This is a genomic window from Microbulbifer variabilis ATCC 700307, from assembly GCF_000380565.1.
Taxonomy (GTDB): domain Bacteria; phylum Pseudomonadota; class Gammaproteobacteria; order Pseudomonadales; family Cellvibrionaceae; genus Microbulbifer; species Microbulbifer variabilis.
On record NZ_AQYJ01000022.1, the window covers coordinates 26783 to 43154 of the forward strand.

General features: G+C 50.2%; 11 protein-coding genes. 6 read left to right on the forward strand and 5 right to left on the reverse strand.

Going from position 1 to position 16372, the window contains the following annotated elements:
• Positions 1 to 27: 27 nt before the first annotated feature.
• The 3 genes from G367_RS0104290 to G367_RS0104300 all read right to left on the reverse strand — a co-directional run bounded on the left by G367_RS0104290 (position 28) and on the right by G367_RS0104300 (position 5620).
• Positions 28 to 1914, reverse strand: a complete 1887-nt coding sequence (locus G367_RS0104290) for an MFS transporter (protein ID WP_020411871.1) — start codon at positions 1912 to 1914, stop codon at positions 28 to 30.
• Positions 1915 to 2108: 194 nt separating this feature from the next.
• Positions 2109 to 4178 carry a M13 family metallopeptidase gene (locus tag G367_RS0104295; RefSeq protein WP_020411872.1) on the reverse strand — a complete coding sequence of 690 codons (2070 nt, stop codon included), beginning with the start codon at positions 4176 to 4178 and terminating at the stop codon, positions 2109 to 2111.
• 212 nt (positions 4179 to 4390) lie between these two features.
• Positions 4391 to 5620, reverse strand: a complete 1230-nt coding sequence (locus tag G367_RS0104300; protein WP_020411873.1) for a TonB family protein — start codon at positions 5618 to 5620, stop codon at positions 4391 to 4393.
• 342 nt (positions 5621 to 5962) lie between these two features.
• Between G367_RS0104300 and G367_RS0104305 the strand changes: the two genes are divergently transcribed.
• The 4 genes from G367_RS0104305 (at position 5963) to G367_RS0104320 (ending at position 12334) form a co-directional block, all read left to right on the forward strand.
• Positions 5963 to 6673 (forward strand): cyclic nucleotide-binding domain-containing protein, encoded by a 711-nt coding sequence (locus G367_RS0104305; RefSeq protein WP_020411874.1) that lies wholly within the window; start codon positions 5963 to 5965, stop codon positions 6671 to 6673.
• A gap of 321 nt (positions 6674 to 6994) precedes the next feature.
• A complete protein-coding gene (locus tag G367_RS0104310) occupies positions 6995 to 8191 on the forward strand; it encodes an efflux RND transporter periplasmic adaptor subunit (RefSeq protein WP_020411875.1) in 1197 nt (398 codons plus the stop codon).
• The gene (locus G367_RS0104315) at positions 8188 to 11340 is read left to right on the forward strand and encodes an efflux RND transporter permease subunit (RefSeq protein WP_020411876.1); all 3153 of its coding nucleotides are present in this window, start codon (positions 8188 to 8190) and stop codon (positions 11338 to 11340) included. The genes G367_RS0104310 and G367_RS0104315 overlap by 4 nt, the downstream gene beginning before the upstream one ends.
• Positions 11341 to 11407: 67 nt before the next feature.
• Positions 11408 to 12334 carry a hypothetical protein gene (locus G367_RS0104320; protein WP_020411877.1) on the forward strand — a complete coding sequence of 309 codons (927 nt, stop codon included), beginning with the start codon at positions 11408 to 11410 and terminating at the stop codon, positions 12332 to 12334.
• Between the two features lie 104 nt (positions 12335 to 12438).
• On the opposite strand, the gene G367_RS0104325 is transcribed toward G367_RS0104320, so the two are convergent.
• Positions 12439 to 13362 carry a hypothetical protein gene (locus tag G367_RS0104325; protein ID WP_020411878.1) on the reverse strand — a complete coding sequence of 308 codons (924 nt, stop codon included), beginning with the start codon at positions 13360 to 13362 and terminating at the stop codon, positions 12439 to 12441.
• Positions 13363 to 14677: 1315 nt separating this feature from the next.
• Positions 14678 to 15082 carry a hypothetical protein gene (locus tag G367_RS0104330; RefSeq protein ID WP_020411879.1) on the reverse strand — a complete coding sequence of 135 codons (405 nt, stop codon included), beginning with the start codon at positions 15080 to 15082 and terminating at the stop codon, positions 14678 to 14680.
• 171 nt (positions 15083 to 15253) lie between these two features.
• Between G367_RS0104330 and G367_RS0104335 the strand changes: the two genes are divergently transcribed.
• Together G367_RS0104335 and G367_RS0104340 are read left to right on the forward strand one after the other, a co-directional pair.
• A complete protein-coding gene (locus G367_RS0104335; protein ID WP_020411880.1) occupies positions 15254 to 15706 on the forward strand; it encodes a methylglyoxal synthase in 453 nt (150 codons plus the stop codon).
• A 186-nt stretch (positions 15707 to 15892) separates the two neighbouring features.
• The gene (locus G367_RS0104340; protein ID WP_020411881.1) at positions 15893 to 16315 is read left to right on the forward strand and encodes an ExbD/TolR family protein; all 423 of its coding nucleotides are present in this window, start codon (positions 15893 to 15895) and stop codon (positions 16313 to 16315) included.
• Positions 16316 to 16372 lie beyond the last annotated feature (57 nt).

Consider the following 16372-nt stretch of genomic DNA (forward strand, 5'->3'; position numbering starts at 1 on the left):
GCAGGTCAGCCCCGGGAATAAGGGCTTTTAGCGCTGTTCGCCGCGCAATTCTAAAACTTCATCGTGGAGTATTTCTGCCTTGGCCTCGGGGGGCTCAATTGGACTACCGGCAACTACGCTCACTTTGGACCAGAAGCGCCGAGGCCAGGTAGAAAAAGCGTGCCCATCCTTGTGGCTGAAAAAACTGCCCCACAAGCCCCTTAGCGCCATAGGAATTACCGGCACCGGGGTTCGCGCCAATATTTTTTCAATACCGGCTTTAAACGGTTGTATTTCTCCATCCTTTGTCAGTTGTCCCTCGGGGAAAATACATAGTAGATCGCCATTCTTCAGCCCCTGTTCAATTTCCTGGAAAGCTTTTTCGTAACCCTCTGGGTCCTTCGCCTTGGAGCAGATGGGAATGGCGCGCCCGGTTCGGAAAATAAAATGCAAGACCGGAATTTGGTAAATGGGCTTGTACATGATGAAGCGAATCGGGCGTCGCACGGCGCCGGCCAATAGTAAAGCATCGACATAACTGACATGGTTGCACACAATTAGTGCCGGACCATTTGCGGGTATCTGTTCCAGCCCTTCGTGCTTTACCCGGTACATCGTATGGGAAAGCATCCAGATCAGTAAGCGCATGGCAAACTCGGGCACCTTGGTAAATACGAAGGTGGCCACAGCGGCATTCATCAAGGCAATTACCAGAAAGAACTGTGGAATGGTGACTTCCAGGATATTCAGGAAGAACAGGCCGAGCAAGGCGGAAACCACCATAAACAGCGCGTTGAGGATATTGTTGACGGAGATAATTTGTGCGCGAATTTTTGCGGCTGAACGGTCTTGCATCATCGCGTAAAGAGGTACTATGTAGAGTCCCCCGCAGATACCGATCAGAACCAGACAGGTGAGGATTGGGTAAGCTCCGTCACTGCTGAGGAAAGCGCCCAGGCTTGCCTGCTGTAATTCGACAAAATTGCTGCCGAAAACAGATAGGGCAATACCGGTAACAGTAAGGCCGGCGGCCCCAAGGGGAACCAGGCCCAGTTCAATATTTCCATCCGACAAGCGCTCACATAGCAGTGAACCCAGGGCTATGCCAATGGTAAAGGTACATAACAGCAGGGTGACGAGGGATTCGTCACCGCCGAGAACATTTTTGGTAAAGCTGGGAATCTGTGTCAAGTAGGCTGCACCCATTAACCAGAACCAGGAAATACCAATAATTGCGTAGAAAATGGATGGGGTTTTGGAAGTCTGAACCAGGATGTTTTCTGTTTGGGTAAAAGGGTTTGGGTTGACGCGTAGGTTTGGCGCTGGTGCTGGAGCCAGTGGAATACTGCGACTAGTCAGGTATCCCAGGACTGCCGCCCCCATAATCACCAGGCTTAGGTAGAAGAGGCCGTTTTCTCCCTGGCCGGTTATCCCTGCCAGCAGGCCGCCGACGATGGTCCCGGTAAGGATGCCGACAAAGGTTCCCATCTCTACCAATGCATTGCCGCCAACCAGCTCAGAGCGCTTCAGGTGTTGCGGCAGGATGGCATATTTAACTGGGCCGAAGAAAGCGGACTGTATACCAAGCAAGAAGAGCACGGCGAGACAGAATACATTATTTCCACTGTAAAGTGCGGTGACGCCAAGTGCCCCAATACAGATTTCCCCGAGCTTGATAAGCCTGATCAGACGGCTTTTATCGTACTTGTCGGCCAGTTGCCCGGCGGAGGCGGAAAAGAGAAAGAAAGGCAGGATGAACAGGCCCGCAGCCACATTAATCAGGGCATTGGCCTCGCTCTCTACCAAGCGGAAAGCAATCATCACGATCAGTGCATTTTTATAAACATTATCGTTAAAGGCACCGAGAAACTGGGTGAGGAAGAAAGGCAGAAAACGGCGGCTGCTTAGCAGCTGGAATTGGGTGCGGTGGGCCATAAATAATCTCTTTCCAGTAAGCACCTTACCTATGTTACGCCATAGCGGCTACAAGTTGTCTAGGCTGTAGTGGCAATGAAATATGCGAAATTGGCGCGGGGCAGTGAATAGTGCAGAGAGGGGCGGGAGGAGAGATATCGCAGGGATAAGGATGACCGGCCGCTGGCGGCGGCCGGTCTTGAGAGGAAAGTCCGTTACCAGATTTTCACCCGCTCTTCCTCAGGCAGATACATGCCGTCACCCTCTTTTACATCGAACGCCTCGTAGAAAGCTTCAATGTTGGGCAATACGCCTTGGACCCGGTATTCGGCGGGAGAATGGGTATCTGTTTTCATACGACCGCTAAGCGCTTTATCGCGCATTTTACTGCGCCAAACCTGGGCCCAGCCCATAAATACACGCTGATCGCCAGTGAAGCCATCAATCACCGCAGCCTCTTTGCCATTAAGGGACATTTTGTAGGCTTTGTAAGCGATGCCCAGACCGGAAAGATCACCGATATTCTCACCCAGGGTCAGCTCGCCATTGATATGTTCGCCTTCCAGCGGTTCGAAAGCGTTGTATTGGGAGACCAGCTTGCTGGTGAGGCTTTCAAAGTTGCTTCGGTCTGAGTCTGTCCACCAGTTGTTCAGATAGCCCTTGCCATCGAACTTGCTGCCTTTGTCGTCGAAGCCGTGACCAATTTCATGGCCGATCACTCCACCAATACCACCATAATTCACCGCGTCGTCCGCATTTACATTGAAGAAAGGTGGTTGCAGGATAGCGGCCGGGAAAACAATCTCGTTCATCGCCGGGTTGTAGTAGGCATTAACGGTCTGTGGGCTCATGCCCCATTCGCTGCGATCGATAGGTTTACCCAGCTTGTCACGCTCGAAGCTGGCTTCAAACAAGTTGGCGGCCAGCACGTTACCTACCAGGTTATTGGCATCCACCTGAAGGGCGGAGTAGTCGCGCCACTTATCGGGATAGCCGATTTTTGTGGTGAAGTTATCCAGCTTAAACAGCGCCTGCTTGCGGGTATCCTCCCCCATCCACTCCAGAGACTGGATGGATTCACGGTAGGCCGCTTTCAGGTTATCCACCAGAACGACCATGCGCTCCTTGGCCTCTGGCGGGAAGTGCTTTTCTACGTAGCGCTTGCCGACAAGCTCACCCACCGCGCCGTTGACGAACTGTACTCCGCGCTTCCAGCGGGGTTCCATTTGCTCTACACCGTGAATAGTGGTGCTATAAAAGTCAAAATGGGCCTGTGCCAGTTCACTGTGCATATAGGGCGCCATAGCGGATAGGACTTTGACCTTTAGATAGCGCTTCCAGGTGGCCATATCGGTATCGGTGATAATCTGGTTGGCCGCTTCCAGGTATTCGGGCTGGCCGACGATGAAGCTGTCAGCCTTACCCAGCTTGGCCTTGGCCAGATAGCTGTCCCAGTCTACCGCCGGCATCAGCTTCTTTAGCTCCGCAACAGATTTTTTGTTGTAGTACTTCTCGGGGTCTCGGTTATCCAGACGGCTGCGCTGGTGCTTAGCTAAGCTCTCTTCCAGTTTGAAGATCTTGTCAGAGAAAGCTTTGGCATTGTCGAGCCCAGCCAACTCCTGGATTTGTGCCAAGTACTCTTTATATGCTTTGCGCAGTTTCTTGCTCTTCTCGGTATCCTCGAAATAGTAATCTCGATCCGGCAGTCCCAGACCCGCCTGCCAGAGGAAAGTTATGTAATTTTCAACCTGCTTCAGGTCCTGATAGATAGTACCGCCGAAAGGAACGTTGTAGCCGGCGATATCTGCATAAGCGAAGAAGTCAGTTAGGTCTTTACGGGACTTGATAGCGTCTACCTTGGTGAGTTCACCGGAAACGGCAGACAAGCCCTTTTTCTCAATCAGCTTCTCATTCATAAAGCTGTTGTAGAGGTCACCAATTTGTTTAGCGCCATCGCTTTTGGCGCCCTTGCCCGCTTCCATAATGAGGGCTTTTACCTGCTCGGTGCTCTGGTCCCGCAGGATTGAGAAGCCACCCCAGCGGGATTTGTCAGCGGGGATTTCGGTGTTTTCCAGCCAGGTACCGTTTACATAGGCAAAGAAGTCATCCTGTGGACGTACGTTAGTATCCATGGCGCTGAGATCAATGCCTGAGGAGAGCTGCTCCTGCTGGCTAGCGGCTTTATGATGGCCAGAATTGCCGTGATCGTGTGCCTGGGCTGTTATTGATAGTTGGGTGCCGGTAAGGATGCCCGCGATAGCGACTGGTAATAATAATTTTTTCATTTTTGCTCTATTGGCTAAATTTTCATCGGTCAAAACAGCCGCATATGGTAAGAGGTGACCTCAGGCCAGGACAAGGGGAACTGCGTTCAGAGGGAGATTGGTCGCGATAGACTGCGGAGGGAGCAAGTAAAAAGAATGGGATGAGGGCGGTAAAAGTATCAGTTTGAGCCAGTAATAAGGCCCCATAAGCTGGGACCTTATTGGGATGGGACTTAGTCTGGTAAGTTAAAGGTAATTGGCAGTGAGAAGCTAAAGCCCTCGCTCCCGAGCTGTGTGGGCACAGAGGGGTAGGGGGCTGCCCGCTCAACAGCAGCACGGGCTTCGCGATTGAGAATACTGTAGCGAGAATCCTGTACCGTCTGAATTTCCTGGATATCACCAGCAGAATCAATTACCACATGCAAGCGTACACTGCCTTCCTGGCCGCGTTCCTGGGCGCGTTTGGGGTAACGAATATGGCTGAAAGTATGGCGCAATAGGGTGGAATGGAATATCTGACGGGCGAGAATCATATCTGCGGTGAGAGGGGCTTCTTCTTCCTCCTCAAGCATTTCCGCAGTGTCGGCGGAGGACTCCATGGCGTCAGTGGCAGCCAGTTGGTTGGCCTCTGCGCTGTCTACACCTGCGAGTTGGCGCGGTTCACCTGCTGACTGCAGGAGTTGGTCTGTTGTCTCAGCTCCGGCCGCGCTCTCTACCAAGTCTATGACCTCAATAGTCTCGGCAGCCGCGGGTGTTAGGGTCATTGTTGGGGGGGCGAGTTCGACTGCGGCCAGAGTCGGTTTGGGTAATACCTCCTCTTTTTCCGGCTCCTGGGCAGCCGCTAGGGCTTCTTCCTGGCTGATTTGCTTCAGCTGCAATTCGGCGATGCGTTCACTGCTGGGCTCGAGTGCTTCAAAGGAAGTGAGTAGGCCACTGGGAATATTTCCCGCAGCGAGCAGACCATCGCGGAAATCTGTGGATGGCGGTACAGGACCAACCCAGGCACGCATCAGGGTATCAAAGAAATCGGGATCATTGATCTCGCCCAGAGTAATGCCGTTTAAGGCTACGGTGGTGATGCCGGTATCTGCGGCAAAATCAATGGTCAACTGGTCCCCGCGTAAAAAGCGCCCCTTAAACAGATTGGCAAATGTCACCATGGTTTCAGCCTGGCTGCTCAAGGTATCGCCGCGGTTGTTAATGGCGATGCCTTCCATCCACTGGTTGCGGAATCGGCGTGCGGGCAGGCTACTGGCTAGTACACGCACCTCGAGCCGTCGTAGCAATTCACTATTAAGTAGCCCGGCGGAGTCACCGCTGAGGTTTTCAGAATAGATGGCGGCGATGTAGAGCTCTTTGTTGAATTGCTTTTCGAGCGCGAGGCCGTTTAGGAGTGGTGCAGCTTTTGCAGATACAGCAAGTGTAAACACCAAAAGTGAGAAGACAATTTTTATCGATTTCATTGTTCTACGGTGTCTGATTACCCGGATTAAGAGGTTCCGGTAATTAAGAAGTTGGGGCCCCTCCCCAGTGCACACAAGTCAGATGAAAAAGTGCGCATTCAAAGTGTGAGCGAGCACACTGTACTCACCACTTCGTCTAACTCTACTGCAACTGCAATGGAGTTCAAGCCTAGAGCGGTTAGAATGTCCTCCTACAGGTGATTGGACGATCACAGCGGGAAACGATTGTCACAAGTCAGGATGGGTGTTGCAGACTGTTATCGTTTAGAATCGCGCTTTATAAAGTCGCTTTGGCCACAGTTTCCAAAAAAATGGAATAGTTTTCACTAATTTGTCGTACGCATGGAAATTAAACCTCTTATCGATTACCCGCGGGATGCCGTGGATCGGCTGCTCAATGTCATTCATCTCTTTCGTGATATTCGCGCAGCCAGTGAATGGCAGTATGATGTACTGTTGAAGCGATCCAGGCTGGTAAGCCTGGAGCCGGGAGAGCAACTGTTGCGCGCCGGTGATGTGGATCAATGGGTCTATTTCCTGTTGCGTGGTGAGTTGCAGGTACAGATGGAAAATACCGGTAATGGTTTGGGGGTGTCCCCGGAGCGTACCTTGGCAGTTATTCGGCCGGGAGAATTATTTGGCGATTTGTCGATGTTGCTGGCGGAGCCGCGCAGTGCCAATGTATTTGCCGCGCGTCATAGCCGTGAGACTCAGGTACTAGGCCTCGATTGTACTTTGTTTGGTGATCTGGAAGACCTCTCCCTATTGCAGTTACCGGCTAAGCTGATTTTTTATCGCAACATGGTGCATTCACTGCGTTGGAAACTAGAGGTTTACCGCTCCAAGTATCCGGGCCACCAGTTGGCGGATAGCCACCGCAGGCTGAAACTTTATACTGGTCCCAAGAATAGTCGCGAGGAACTCCTTGCCCTTGCGGAGCAGGCTCGTGCATTGGCGCAAATACTGCTCGATTGGAATGCGGAGTTTGGTTCTGGCGAGTTGGTCGATGATGAATCTGATATGCTCGGCTTCCTCGAATCCATGCTCTCATGAGTATCAAACCAATTTAATCTTTAAGAGGGTTGAGCTGCTGTCGTGGCCCTAGGTAGTTAGTCAGAATTTGGCAGTGGCCAGCCTTCCCTCCTCTTTAGGTTAAATTCCCGGTTAAAACCAACGCTGTGATTAGGCTCCCCATATACTCAGAGTCTCTCAGACCTCTGTGGATGTAATCGGCCCTGTCGTCACGTCAGTTGGTCTATTTCCAGCAAAATTCAATTTTGGAATATGGCCGTGCTGTGTAAAATTTGGCCTGCTTAAGCCCCTGCTCCATTGAAGCGGGGCCTGTTTACCTTTGTTCAACAGGTTTTTATAGCTATGAGTTTATTGGCATCCATCTGGTCTAACCGCAATTACCGCATGGCAATGTTCATCAGCCTGTTGGCATTTGCCTGGCTGTTCAGCGGCGAATTGCGTTCGGGTGATCCTGTTGAGGAAGAGGAGAAAGCGGCGGCAGGTATAAAGCCCGAGGCGACTATGCGCGTCCAGGCCCAGCGTATCGAGGCACAGTCCTATGCAACCCAGGCACTGGTAAATGGGCACACAGAAGCTAACCGCAGTGTACGCCTGCGTGCGGAACTGGATGGGATCATTACCAATCTGCCTGTGCCCGAGGGCAGTTCTGTGCAACGCGGAGAGGTGATCTGCGAAATTGAAGCGGAGGATCGTCTGGATAAATTGGTGCTAGCGGAGGCAGCCCAGCGCAAGGCTGAGTTGGATTATGCCGGTGCCTTGCGCTTGAAAAAGAAGGGGTTGCAATCGGATACCGCCATGGCTGCTCAGCAGGTGGCATTGGCCCAGGCGCAAGCGGACTACATCCAAGCCAAGGTTATGGTTGATAACTTAAAAATCCGTGCCCCTTTTGACGGCGTTGTTAACAGCCGGGCTGTAGAGTTGGGAGACTTTATTCGCCGCGGTGAAGAGTGTGCCACTCTGTTGGATCTGGACCCGCTCCTGATAGTCGGAGAAGTATCGGAAAACCAAGTAGGCCACCTAATTCCAGGGGGACCAGCCAGCGCGCAATTACAGCGTGGAATACCGGTGCAAGGTAAGGTCCGTTATATCAGCCAACAGGCCCAGGAGATTACCCGTGCCTACCGGGTCGAGGTTGCAGTTAATAATCCTGATAATGCTCTACGGGGTGGCTTGAGTGGTCGCCTGGCCCTGCCTACCGGTGAAATCCTGGCACATCATATCAATTCCTCGCTATTGACCCTGGATGATCGGGGTGAACTGGGGGTGCGTATCCTCGATGAAAATAATCAGGTTAACTTTATTAATGTCACCCTGGTGGGCGATGGGGATGGTGGTGTCTGGGTTAGTGGTCTACCGGACAAGGTCACATTAATTACTGTAGGCCAGGAATATGTCAGTACTGGGGATATTGTCCGTGTGGAAATGATTGCACCCGAGCGGACTTTTGAAAGTCTTTCCCAGCCTGCAAATACTAACTCCGAGCCTGTTTTAATACCTGCCTCGGACCAGCGCCCAATAGTAGAAGGTGACCAGCAATGAAGTTGTTGGAAGGCGCGATTGAGAGAAATCGCAGTACGCTTTGCTTGATGCTGCTGATTGTCCTGGTGGGGCTGGTGGCACGCGGAGCAATGACGATCGAATCCAGCCCCGAAGTAAATCCACCCTTTGTTATGGTGCAGGTAACCCATGAGGGAATCTCGCCGGAGGATGGAGTTCGACTGTTAGTGCGCCCAATGGAGCAGGAAATCCGTGCAGTCGAGGGCGTTGTCGAAGTGATTGCCGTCGCGCGGGAATCGCTCGCCTATATAGTGGTGGAATTTGATTCCGCAATCGACGTCGATGATGCCGTGGACGATATCCGCAATGCTGTTGAGAGAGCCAGGGCCGAATTACCCAGGGATGCGGAGGAGCCGACAGTTGAAGAGGCTTCAGCACAGCCATTCCCCACAATAGTAGTTACTCTTTCTGGAGAAAAGGTCAGTGAGCGGGTTTTACTCGACAGTGCACAACGGCTAAAACGCAAAATTGAAAATCTCAGTGATGTGCTGAGTGCAGACCTGCATGGAAACCGTGAAGAAGTTGTTGAAGCAATTATCGACCCGGTGCGCCTGGAGCATTACCAGGTAACCAGTAACCAGCTGATTAATGCGGTACTGGGTAATAATCTGCTGATTCCCGCCGGCGAACTGGATACCAAGCGCGGTCGTTTTTCAGTAAAAGTTCCAGGTTTGATAGAAACTGCCCAGGATGTTTATGAGATCCCCTTAAAAAACTCCCCCGATGGAGTCATTACCCTGGGAGACGTTACCGATATCCGCCGTACCTTCAAAGATGCCGTTAGTTATACAAGCATTAATGGCCGCCCCGGTCTCGCAATTAATGTCGAGAAACGTAACGATGCCAGCTCCGTAAATGTGGCTGACAGTGTCAGACAGGTTGTACAGGAAGAGCTGGATATGCTGCCCAGGGGGGTGGAAGTGGAATTTGTCTTCGACCAGTCCAACTTCGCGCGGGATATGGTCAGTGAAATGCAGGGCAATATTCTCACAGCCATGCTGCTGGTGATGATTATTGTGGTCGCCGCACTTGGTTTCCGCTCGGGTATCCTCGTGGGTCTGGGCGTACCTTTTTCATTGCTATTTGGTTCCATTGTTACCTGGTATTTGGGTTACTCCTTCAACTTTATGGTGATGTTCGGCATGTTGCTGGCGCTCGGGATGTTGATTGATGGTTCCATTGTGATCACCGAGTTTGCCGATCGCAAAATGGCTGAGGGGTTGAGCGCACGCAATGCCTATATCGCCTCAGTCAGCCGCATGTTTTGGCCGGTGGTCGCCTCTACCGCGACAACGCTCGCCGCTTTTTTGCCGATCATGCTTTGGCCTGGAGTTGTCGGGGAGTTTATGCGTTATTTGCCGGTGACTGTATTTGCAGTTCTGGCGGGTTCGCTGTTGTACGCGCTCTTTTTTGCCCCGGTGCTGGGCTCCCTGTTTGGCAAGAGTAATCTGACTGCATCCACTCGAAATCACCTCAAGCAACTGGAAGAGGGAGAGCCGACCCTGCTGCCGGGCATTACCGGATATTACACACGCCTGCTGGCGTTTGTACTGCGTCGCCCCGCCGCAGCATTTGCAACCACGATAGTGATACTTGTGGCGATCTTTATGGCCTTTGGCCGTTACGGTGCTGGGGTGGAGTTTTTTACGGAAACTGAAGAGCAATATGGCAATGTAGAAATTCGGGCTCAGGGCAACTTGTCTATGGCGGAAAAGAAAGTACTTGTAGCCCATGTAGAAAAGGCTGTGTTAGGCGTACCGGAAGTTCGCGTTGCTCACAGTACTATTGGCTCTGGAGGAATATCCGGTAATTCCGATAGGGCACCGGATCAAATAGCCAATATGCTGGTAGAGCTGTTACCGGCAGAAGAGCGGGCAAGGCGCAGCCGGGAAGTATTTGAAGATATTCGTGCACGCACTGCCAACTTTGCCGGAATTAAGGTGACGGCCAATGTTATGGAGGGAGGGCCGCCGGTTGGTAAGGATATTGTCTTGGAGTTACGAGGGCAGGATTATGAAAAACTCCTGGCGGAGACTTGGCGATTGCACCGGGCGATGGAGGATGAATTCACAGGTCTGCGGGATGTTGTGAATACAGCCCCACTTCCCGGTATTCAGTGGGAGGTGCAAGTGGACCGAGCCAAAGCTGCCCTGTATGGAGCGGATCTCACTGAAGTAGGGCGCGCAGTACAATTGGTGACAAATGGTGTGCGCGTGGCCGAATACCGTCCCGATGACACTGATGAAGAGGTGGATATTCGTATTCGCTACCCAAGGAGCGCCCGTGGAATTACCGCATTGGAGCAGCTGAAGGTAAATACGGCCCGAGGTACAGTGCCGATCAGTAGCTTTGTACACACAGAGGCCATGCCCAAGGTTGATAAAATAGAGAGGATTGATGGAATAACCCGTATGCAGATTAAGGCGGACGCCCAGGAGGGAGTATTACCGGATGATAAGGTAAAAGAAATCCGGGCCTGGCTGGAAAAAAATCCGGTGGATCCGAGTATTGAATTACTGTTTCGTGGTGCAGATGAAGAGCAGAGTGAGTCTTTCCAGTTTTTAGGCGTTGCTTTCCTACTTTCACTATTCCTCATGTTTATCTTATTGGTGACCCAGTTCAACAGCTTTTATCAGTCATTGCTGATTCTATCCTCGGTAATTATGTCTACCATTGGCGTCATGCTCGGCCTGCTGGTAACCCAAAGTACTTTTAGCGTCATTATGACTGGAGTTGGCATCGTTGCTCTGGCGGGAATTGTGGTCAACAACAATATCGTACTTATTGATACTTACAATTTTGTGCGTAAGAGTGAACCGGGACTCACACCAGCCCAGGCTGCGCTAAAGGCCTCTACCCAGAGGCTGCGCCCGGTGTTTCTTACTACGGCCACAACTATTCTTGGGTTATTACCACTGGCTTTGGGGGTGAGTGTGGATATGGTTGGCAGGAATGTGGTGGTTGATGGAGTGATAGCCTCCTTCTGGGTCAAACTTGCCAGTGCTATTGTGTATGGTCTTTCTTTTTCCACATTACTAACGCTTCTGGTCACTCCGGTGATGCTGGTGCTACCGGGACATCTACGTGGAAAGCGATTTGGGACCGGGTTGGGCAAAATTCGCTGGAGTTAGCTTTATATAGTCTTATGATCACTAATTGCGGGGGCCATGGCCCCCGTTTTCTTTGTAGGAAATAAAAATGCTAAAAACCTGGCCCGAAAGTATTGTGGAGCGCAGCCGCTATCTTGTCGGGACAAACTTGCGCTCCAGTATCGTGGACTTTATTTCGCAGCATCAGTTGCCAGCGGAGTTTCACTCAGAGGTACTTCAATATTATTTGCCGCTGGCATTGTGGTTGCAGGAGTGTCATGCACCAGGAAAAACGCTGGTAGTGGGTATTAGCGGTGGCCAGGGCACTGGTAAGTCCACACTGACAGACTTTATTCGTTGCGTTTTGTCAGAGTTTGGACTCGATTGTTGTGCACTCTCCCTGGATGATATTTACCTGACCCGCGCAGAGCGACGACAACTTGCACAGGATGTTCACCCCCTTTTGCAAACTAGGGGAGTACCGGGCACTCATGACGTTCAAATGGGGATTGATATCCTTGAGGCTCTGTGTCATGCCAGCAGTCAAACGACTATAGCTCTCCCCCGTTTTGACAAAACTGTTGATGAGAGGGCGCCTCATGATCGGTGGCCGATACACAATGGGAAGGTGGATATAGTTCTGTTTGAGGGCTGGTGCCTTGGAGCTCGGCCAATGGTTAGAGCAAATTACCCATTAAACCTTCTGGAAAAGACAGAGGATCAAGCTGGTATCTGGAGGAATTACGTCAACCAACAGCTCAAAGATCATTACCAACAGCTTTTCGATAAAGTAGAAGTTATGGTATTGCTAAAGGCGCCAGATATGAGTTCTATTCTTGAGTGGCGAAAACTGCAGGAGCAAAAGCTACGTAAGCGGACTGGTATGGGGATGCGAGAAGAAGAGTTGGAGCGATTTGTTCAGCATTATGAAAGAGTAACTCGAAACATCCTGATGGATATGCCTAACTGGGCGAACTGTGTTTTGCAATTAGGTAGGGACCATCGAATTAAGAAAGTCAGACTCAGGCCAGAATGAGAGAATTACGCGGCTTGGAATAGGAGGAGTGGCAAACGAAAAGCTGAACCCCGGGCCAGCCGGGGTTCGTACAGCGGGAGTTCAAGTTCCCGTTGCTAGGGCACTTACTTGGCCTTGGGCGGGCGGCCACGACCGCGCTTTACAGGAGCAGTTTTAGTTGCAGCTGGGGCTGCGGCGTCTGCTTTTTTGGGGCGCCCTGGCTTTTTCTTTGCTTCTTCGCTTTTAGCTGGGCGTCCAGGCTTCTTTTGTGCAGTTTCTGCCTTTGGTGGACGGCCGCGGCCGCGCTTCACTGGAGCAGCTTCAGTTGCAGCTGGGGCTGCAGTGTCTGCTTTTTTGGGGCGCCCTGGCTTTTTCTTTGCCGCTTCACTTTTGGCGGGACGACCGGGCTTTTTCTTGGTTTCTTCAGTTTTCTTGGGGCGACCGGGCTTCTTCTTAGTCTCTTCAGCGGCTGCTGCTTTTGGCGGACGGCCAGGCTTCTTCTTGGCTTCTTCAGTTTTAGCCGGGCGTCCAGGCTTTTTCTTTACAGCAGTTGCCTTCTTTTTCTCTGCAGCGGCGGCCTTTTTGGCAGCAGCAGCAGCTTTTTTGGCTTCAGCAGCGGCTTTCTTCTTGTCAGCAGTAGCCAGCTTTTTGGCAATAGCAGTTTCTTCTTTAGCGACAACTTTAGCTACCTTAGCGGCAAGTTTGTTGGCAGCTTTGATCGCAGCCAGTTCTTCTTTGGCTTCAGCCGCGGCATTCTTGAGTTCAGTTGCTGCGGTTTTGGCAGCTGCTGCGGCATCGCGGGCTTTCTGCAGTTGCTTTTGCTGTGCAGGAGTCTTCTTCTTGGCGCGAACAGTGGCCAGTTTTTCCTGGGTGGTTTTAGCTTTTTCTGCAGCTTTCTTGGCGTTGATGGCCAATTTTTCTGCTTTAGTGGAAAGGTCTTTCTCTTGTTTGACTCGAGCGCTTTCCAGTTTTGCGGTCAAAGAGCGAAGCTCTGCTTCTAGTTGAGCGATATCGCTAGTAGCGACCTTAGGGGCTTTCTTTGTAGCCATTAAATTATCCCTGCAAAAGATTTGTTTTAGTAAATTGGAGGCATTCCTATCAATTATTCTCAGCCATCTTTGCGTTGCATTGCGTCACTAAAGACGTTTGTTTTCGGCAGAAAACAATTGATAGTGAGTCCCTCCAAGTAAGCGGCGCTAATTGCAGCTTATTTGTATACCTAAATGCAAGTGTTTTATAGGGTTTTTTGCAATTTAAGTTAAAAAAAATGGTTTTTTTTAACTTATTTCCATTTTGTGGACCTGTCAAAGAGGATTTCGAAGGGCGTTTTGTGTTTCTTGATAAGTTATGGACACGTTTTGTTTATCGTAGTGCACGTTTATCAAATGTGTTTAAAACGTGAATAGTTGAGTAATTTCGTATGGATTAATGGTCCTACATTTTTTGTGGCCAACTCTCTTTGTTGGCAAGCTTCTCACTACGGTTAAGATGAGTTAAGTAAGCAATTTAACTTTCTTGTCTACTCATCATGCTAACAAAACCTAACTGATGGCTGTCCATGCCACTTTGTATCTCCGGAAATTTCGCTGTGCAAAGGCATCTATTATCGGGGTGTATAAGTGTGGTGAAGCAAATCATGTAGTTTGAGTGGTTCTTGAGTGTAACTAGTGCGGTGTAAATTAAGTATTTGCAGTGGAAGTGAGTGGCAGACGATATAGCCTTCTTATTTATACGGTTTTATGAGAGCAGTTCTTTGGGAGCAGATTATTAGATGATGCTTTTTGTAACCCATGGTTCTACGGCAACATGGCCGATCTCCGACACCAATGTATAGATTAGTTTTGATGCTCCAGGTTAAGGGGTGCCAACTGATTGAGGGGTTTACACAATGTTTGTGACAGGATTACCAAATAAAAAGCAGGTCAGTTCTTTCAGCCAAAGGAGGGGAAGTTCTAGAGGGGTAGATTAACTAGTTGTTTGTTGATTCATACACTCTGTATTGTCCCTACTTCAGACCGAATCAATTCATTTTGTTATATAGTGACACAAGAACGTATTTCTCTCATTTGTGAATCCCAGTTGATGTTTCGAAGCTTGAAGTAGTCTCACTAGGCAGCATTCGGCCCACGAATTATCACTTTTGTTCATTTTCTATTGAAAGTTGTAAGGGCTTAGTTTGTTAATAGTGTTCATGGGCAGATGTCAGGCTGGGTTGGCGGCAACAAAGTTATTGCGATTGATATTTGCAATTGGGTGGGAGGAGGTTGGACTTTAGTGGATTCTTTTATGGGGCTCCGGTGAAAGGAAAAGACCAGGCTGTTTCTTTCACCGAACAACTAGCTATCTTCATTAGTAATGATTAGATCATAGTGGCCCGTATGGCAGATAGCGGTTATCAGAGTGTTGGCGAATCCACAGCAGCTGTTCTCGTGATAGCGCGGCTTTACGTTGTCGAAGAACCTTTGCTAAAGGTATTACGGCTGACTCCGCTCCCGCATCCCAGCCGGCCAATTGCATTTCTGCGAGTGTGAAAAAACGTATCAGTTGCCATAGCTGATCGTTATTCCAATGCTGGCTTTGCTCCAGCCACTGTTGAGCTGGAAGTCGGATAAGTTGTGAGGCTTGTTGGTCCTCCTCATTTATGGTTTCTGCTAGAGGGCTATCTATCACTGTGGCCGCAATAAATCTCTGCAGTTGATCCCGGTTGAATTCCCAATGGCTTTCTTCTTGCTGGCCATTCACCTGTGGCTCCCAGGCACCGACACTCATACTCACTCCTTTATATAGATAGGATTTTTTTCCTATTATAACGGGCTGGAAATATTCCTGCGGGAGAGAATTTTCTTAATTGGATTGGCAAAGGGTTTTCAAGGGGAGGATGCCAGAGCTAAAAGCCAGAATTAAGATAATATAGAAGAAAATCACCCTGCCGAGGTTCCAATGGAATTTATCTCTAAAGCCCTGCCTGCTACCAAACGCGTCGCTCTAGTGGCACATGATAACCGCAAGGGAACAATGATCGACTGGTGTTTGCGCCACCGCGCGCTTCTGGAAAAGCACAACCTCCTGGCTACTGGAACTACCGGTGGCAAGATTGAGGAGGCCACGGGCCTGAGGGTGGAAAGGTTGCTAAGTGGCCCCCTTGGTGGGGATCAGCAATTGGGGGCCAGAATCAGTGAGGGAGAGGTCGACCTATTGGTTTTCTTTTGGGACCCTTTTGAGCCGATGCCACATGACCCGGATGTTAAAGCGCTATTGCGTATCGCGGCAGCCTGGAATATCCCTGTGGCTTGTAATTCGAGCAGTGCTGATATGATTGTGCAGTCGGCCTTGATGGATCAGGCTTTCAATCGTGAAGTACCGGATTATCAGAACTATTTAGAACAGCGCTAGTCGGATTTTTTCGCTCAAAAAATGATCTGCGGGGCTGGGATTATTTTGTAAGCTATTGATTTTTATGGACTATTTGTCTGAGTTATAGGTTGTGCTTGCAATGCTTGCCGATTCGCGGCAATCTTGCCCACCAGATTAGACCGGTTAATCCGGCACCTTTGGTATTTGATAATTGCACGGTGTTTTATGAGTAGACGACGCGGAAAGGCCGTAGAAGAAGAAAAGGCGGATATCGACCTGACGCCCATGCTGGACGTTGTGTTTATCATGCTGATCTTCTTTATTGTGACGGCGTCCTTTGTGAAAGAGAAAGCGTTGGACGTAAATGTGCCTGATCCGAATCAGACCAACCAGAACCCACCTGATGAAAGTAATCAGAATATTCTACTGGTTGTGAATGCCAATGATGAGATCACTCTGGCGGGTAGCAGAATTGATAGCCGTGCGGTTCGTGCCCGTATCGCCCAGCTGTACGCTGAGAATCCCCAGGCAATCGTGATTGTACGTGCGCACAACAAGTCCAGTGCCGATACTTATGTACAGATTGCTGATGCGGCTAAGGAAGTAAGCCCGGTTATCCAGGTGTCACTGGTACCCTTCGAGAAGTAAGCTCACTCAACTATTTAGTTGAGGGTTAGAGTTAAAAAGCCAGCATTGTGCTGGCTT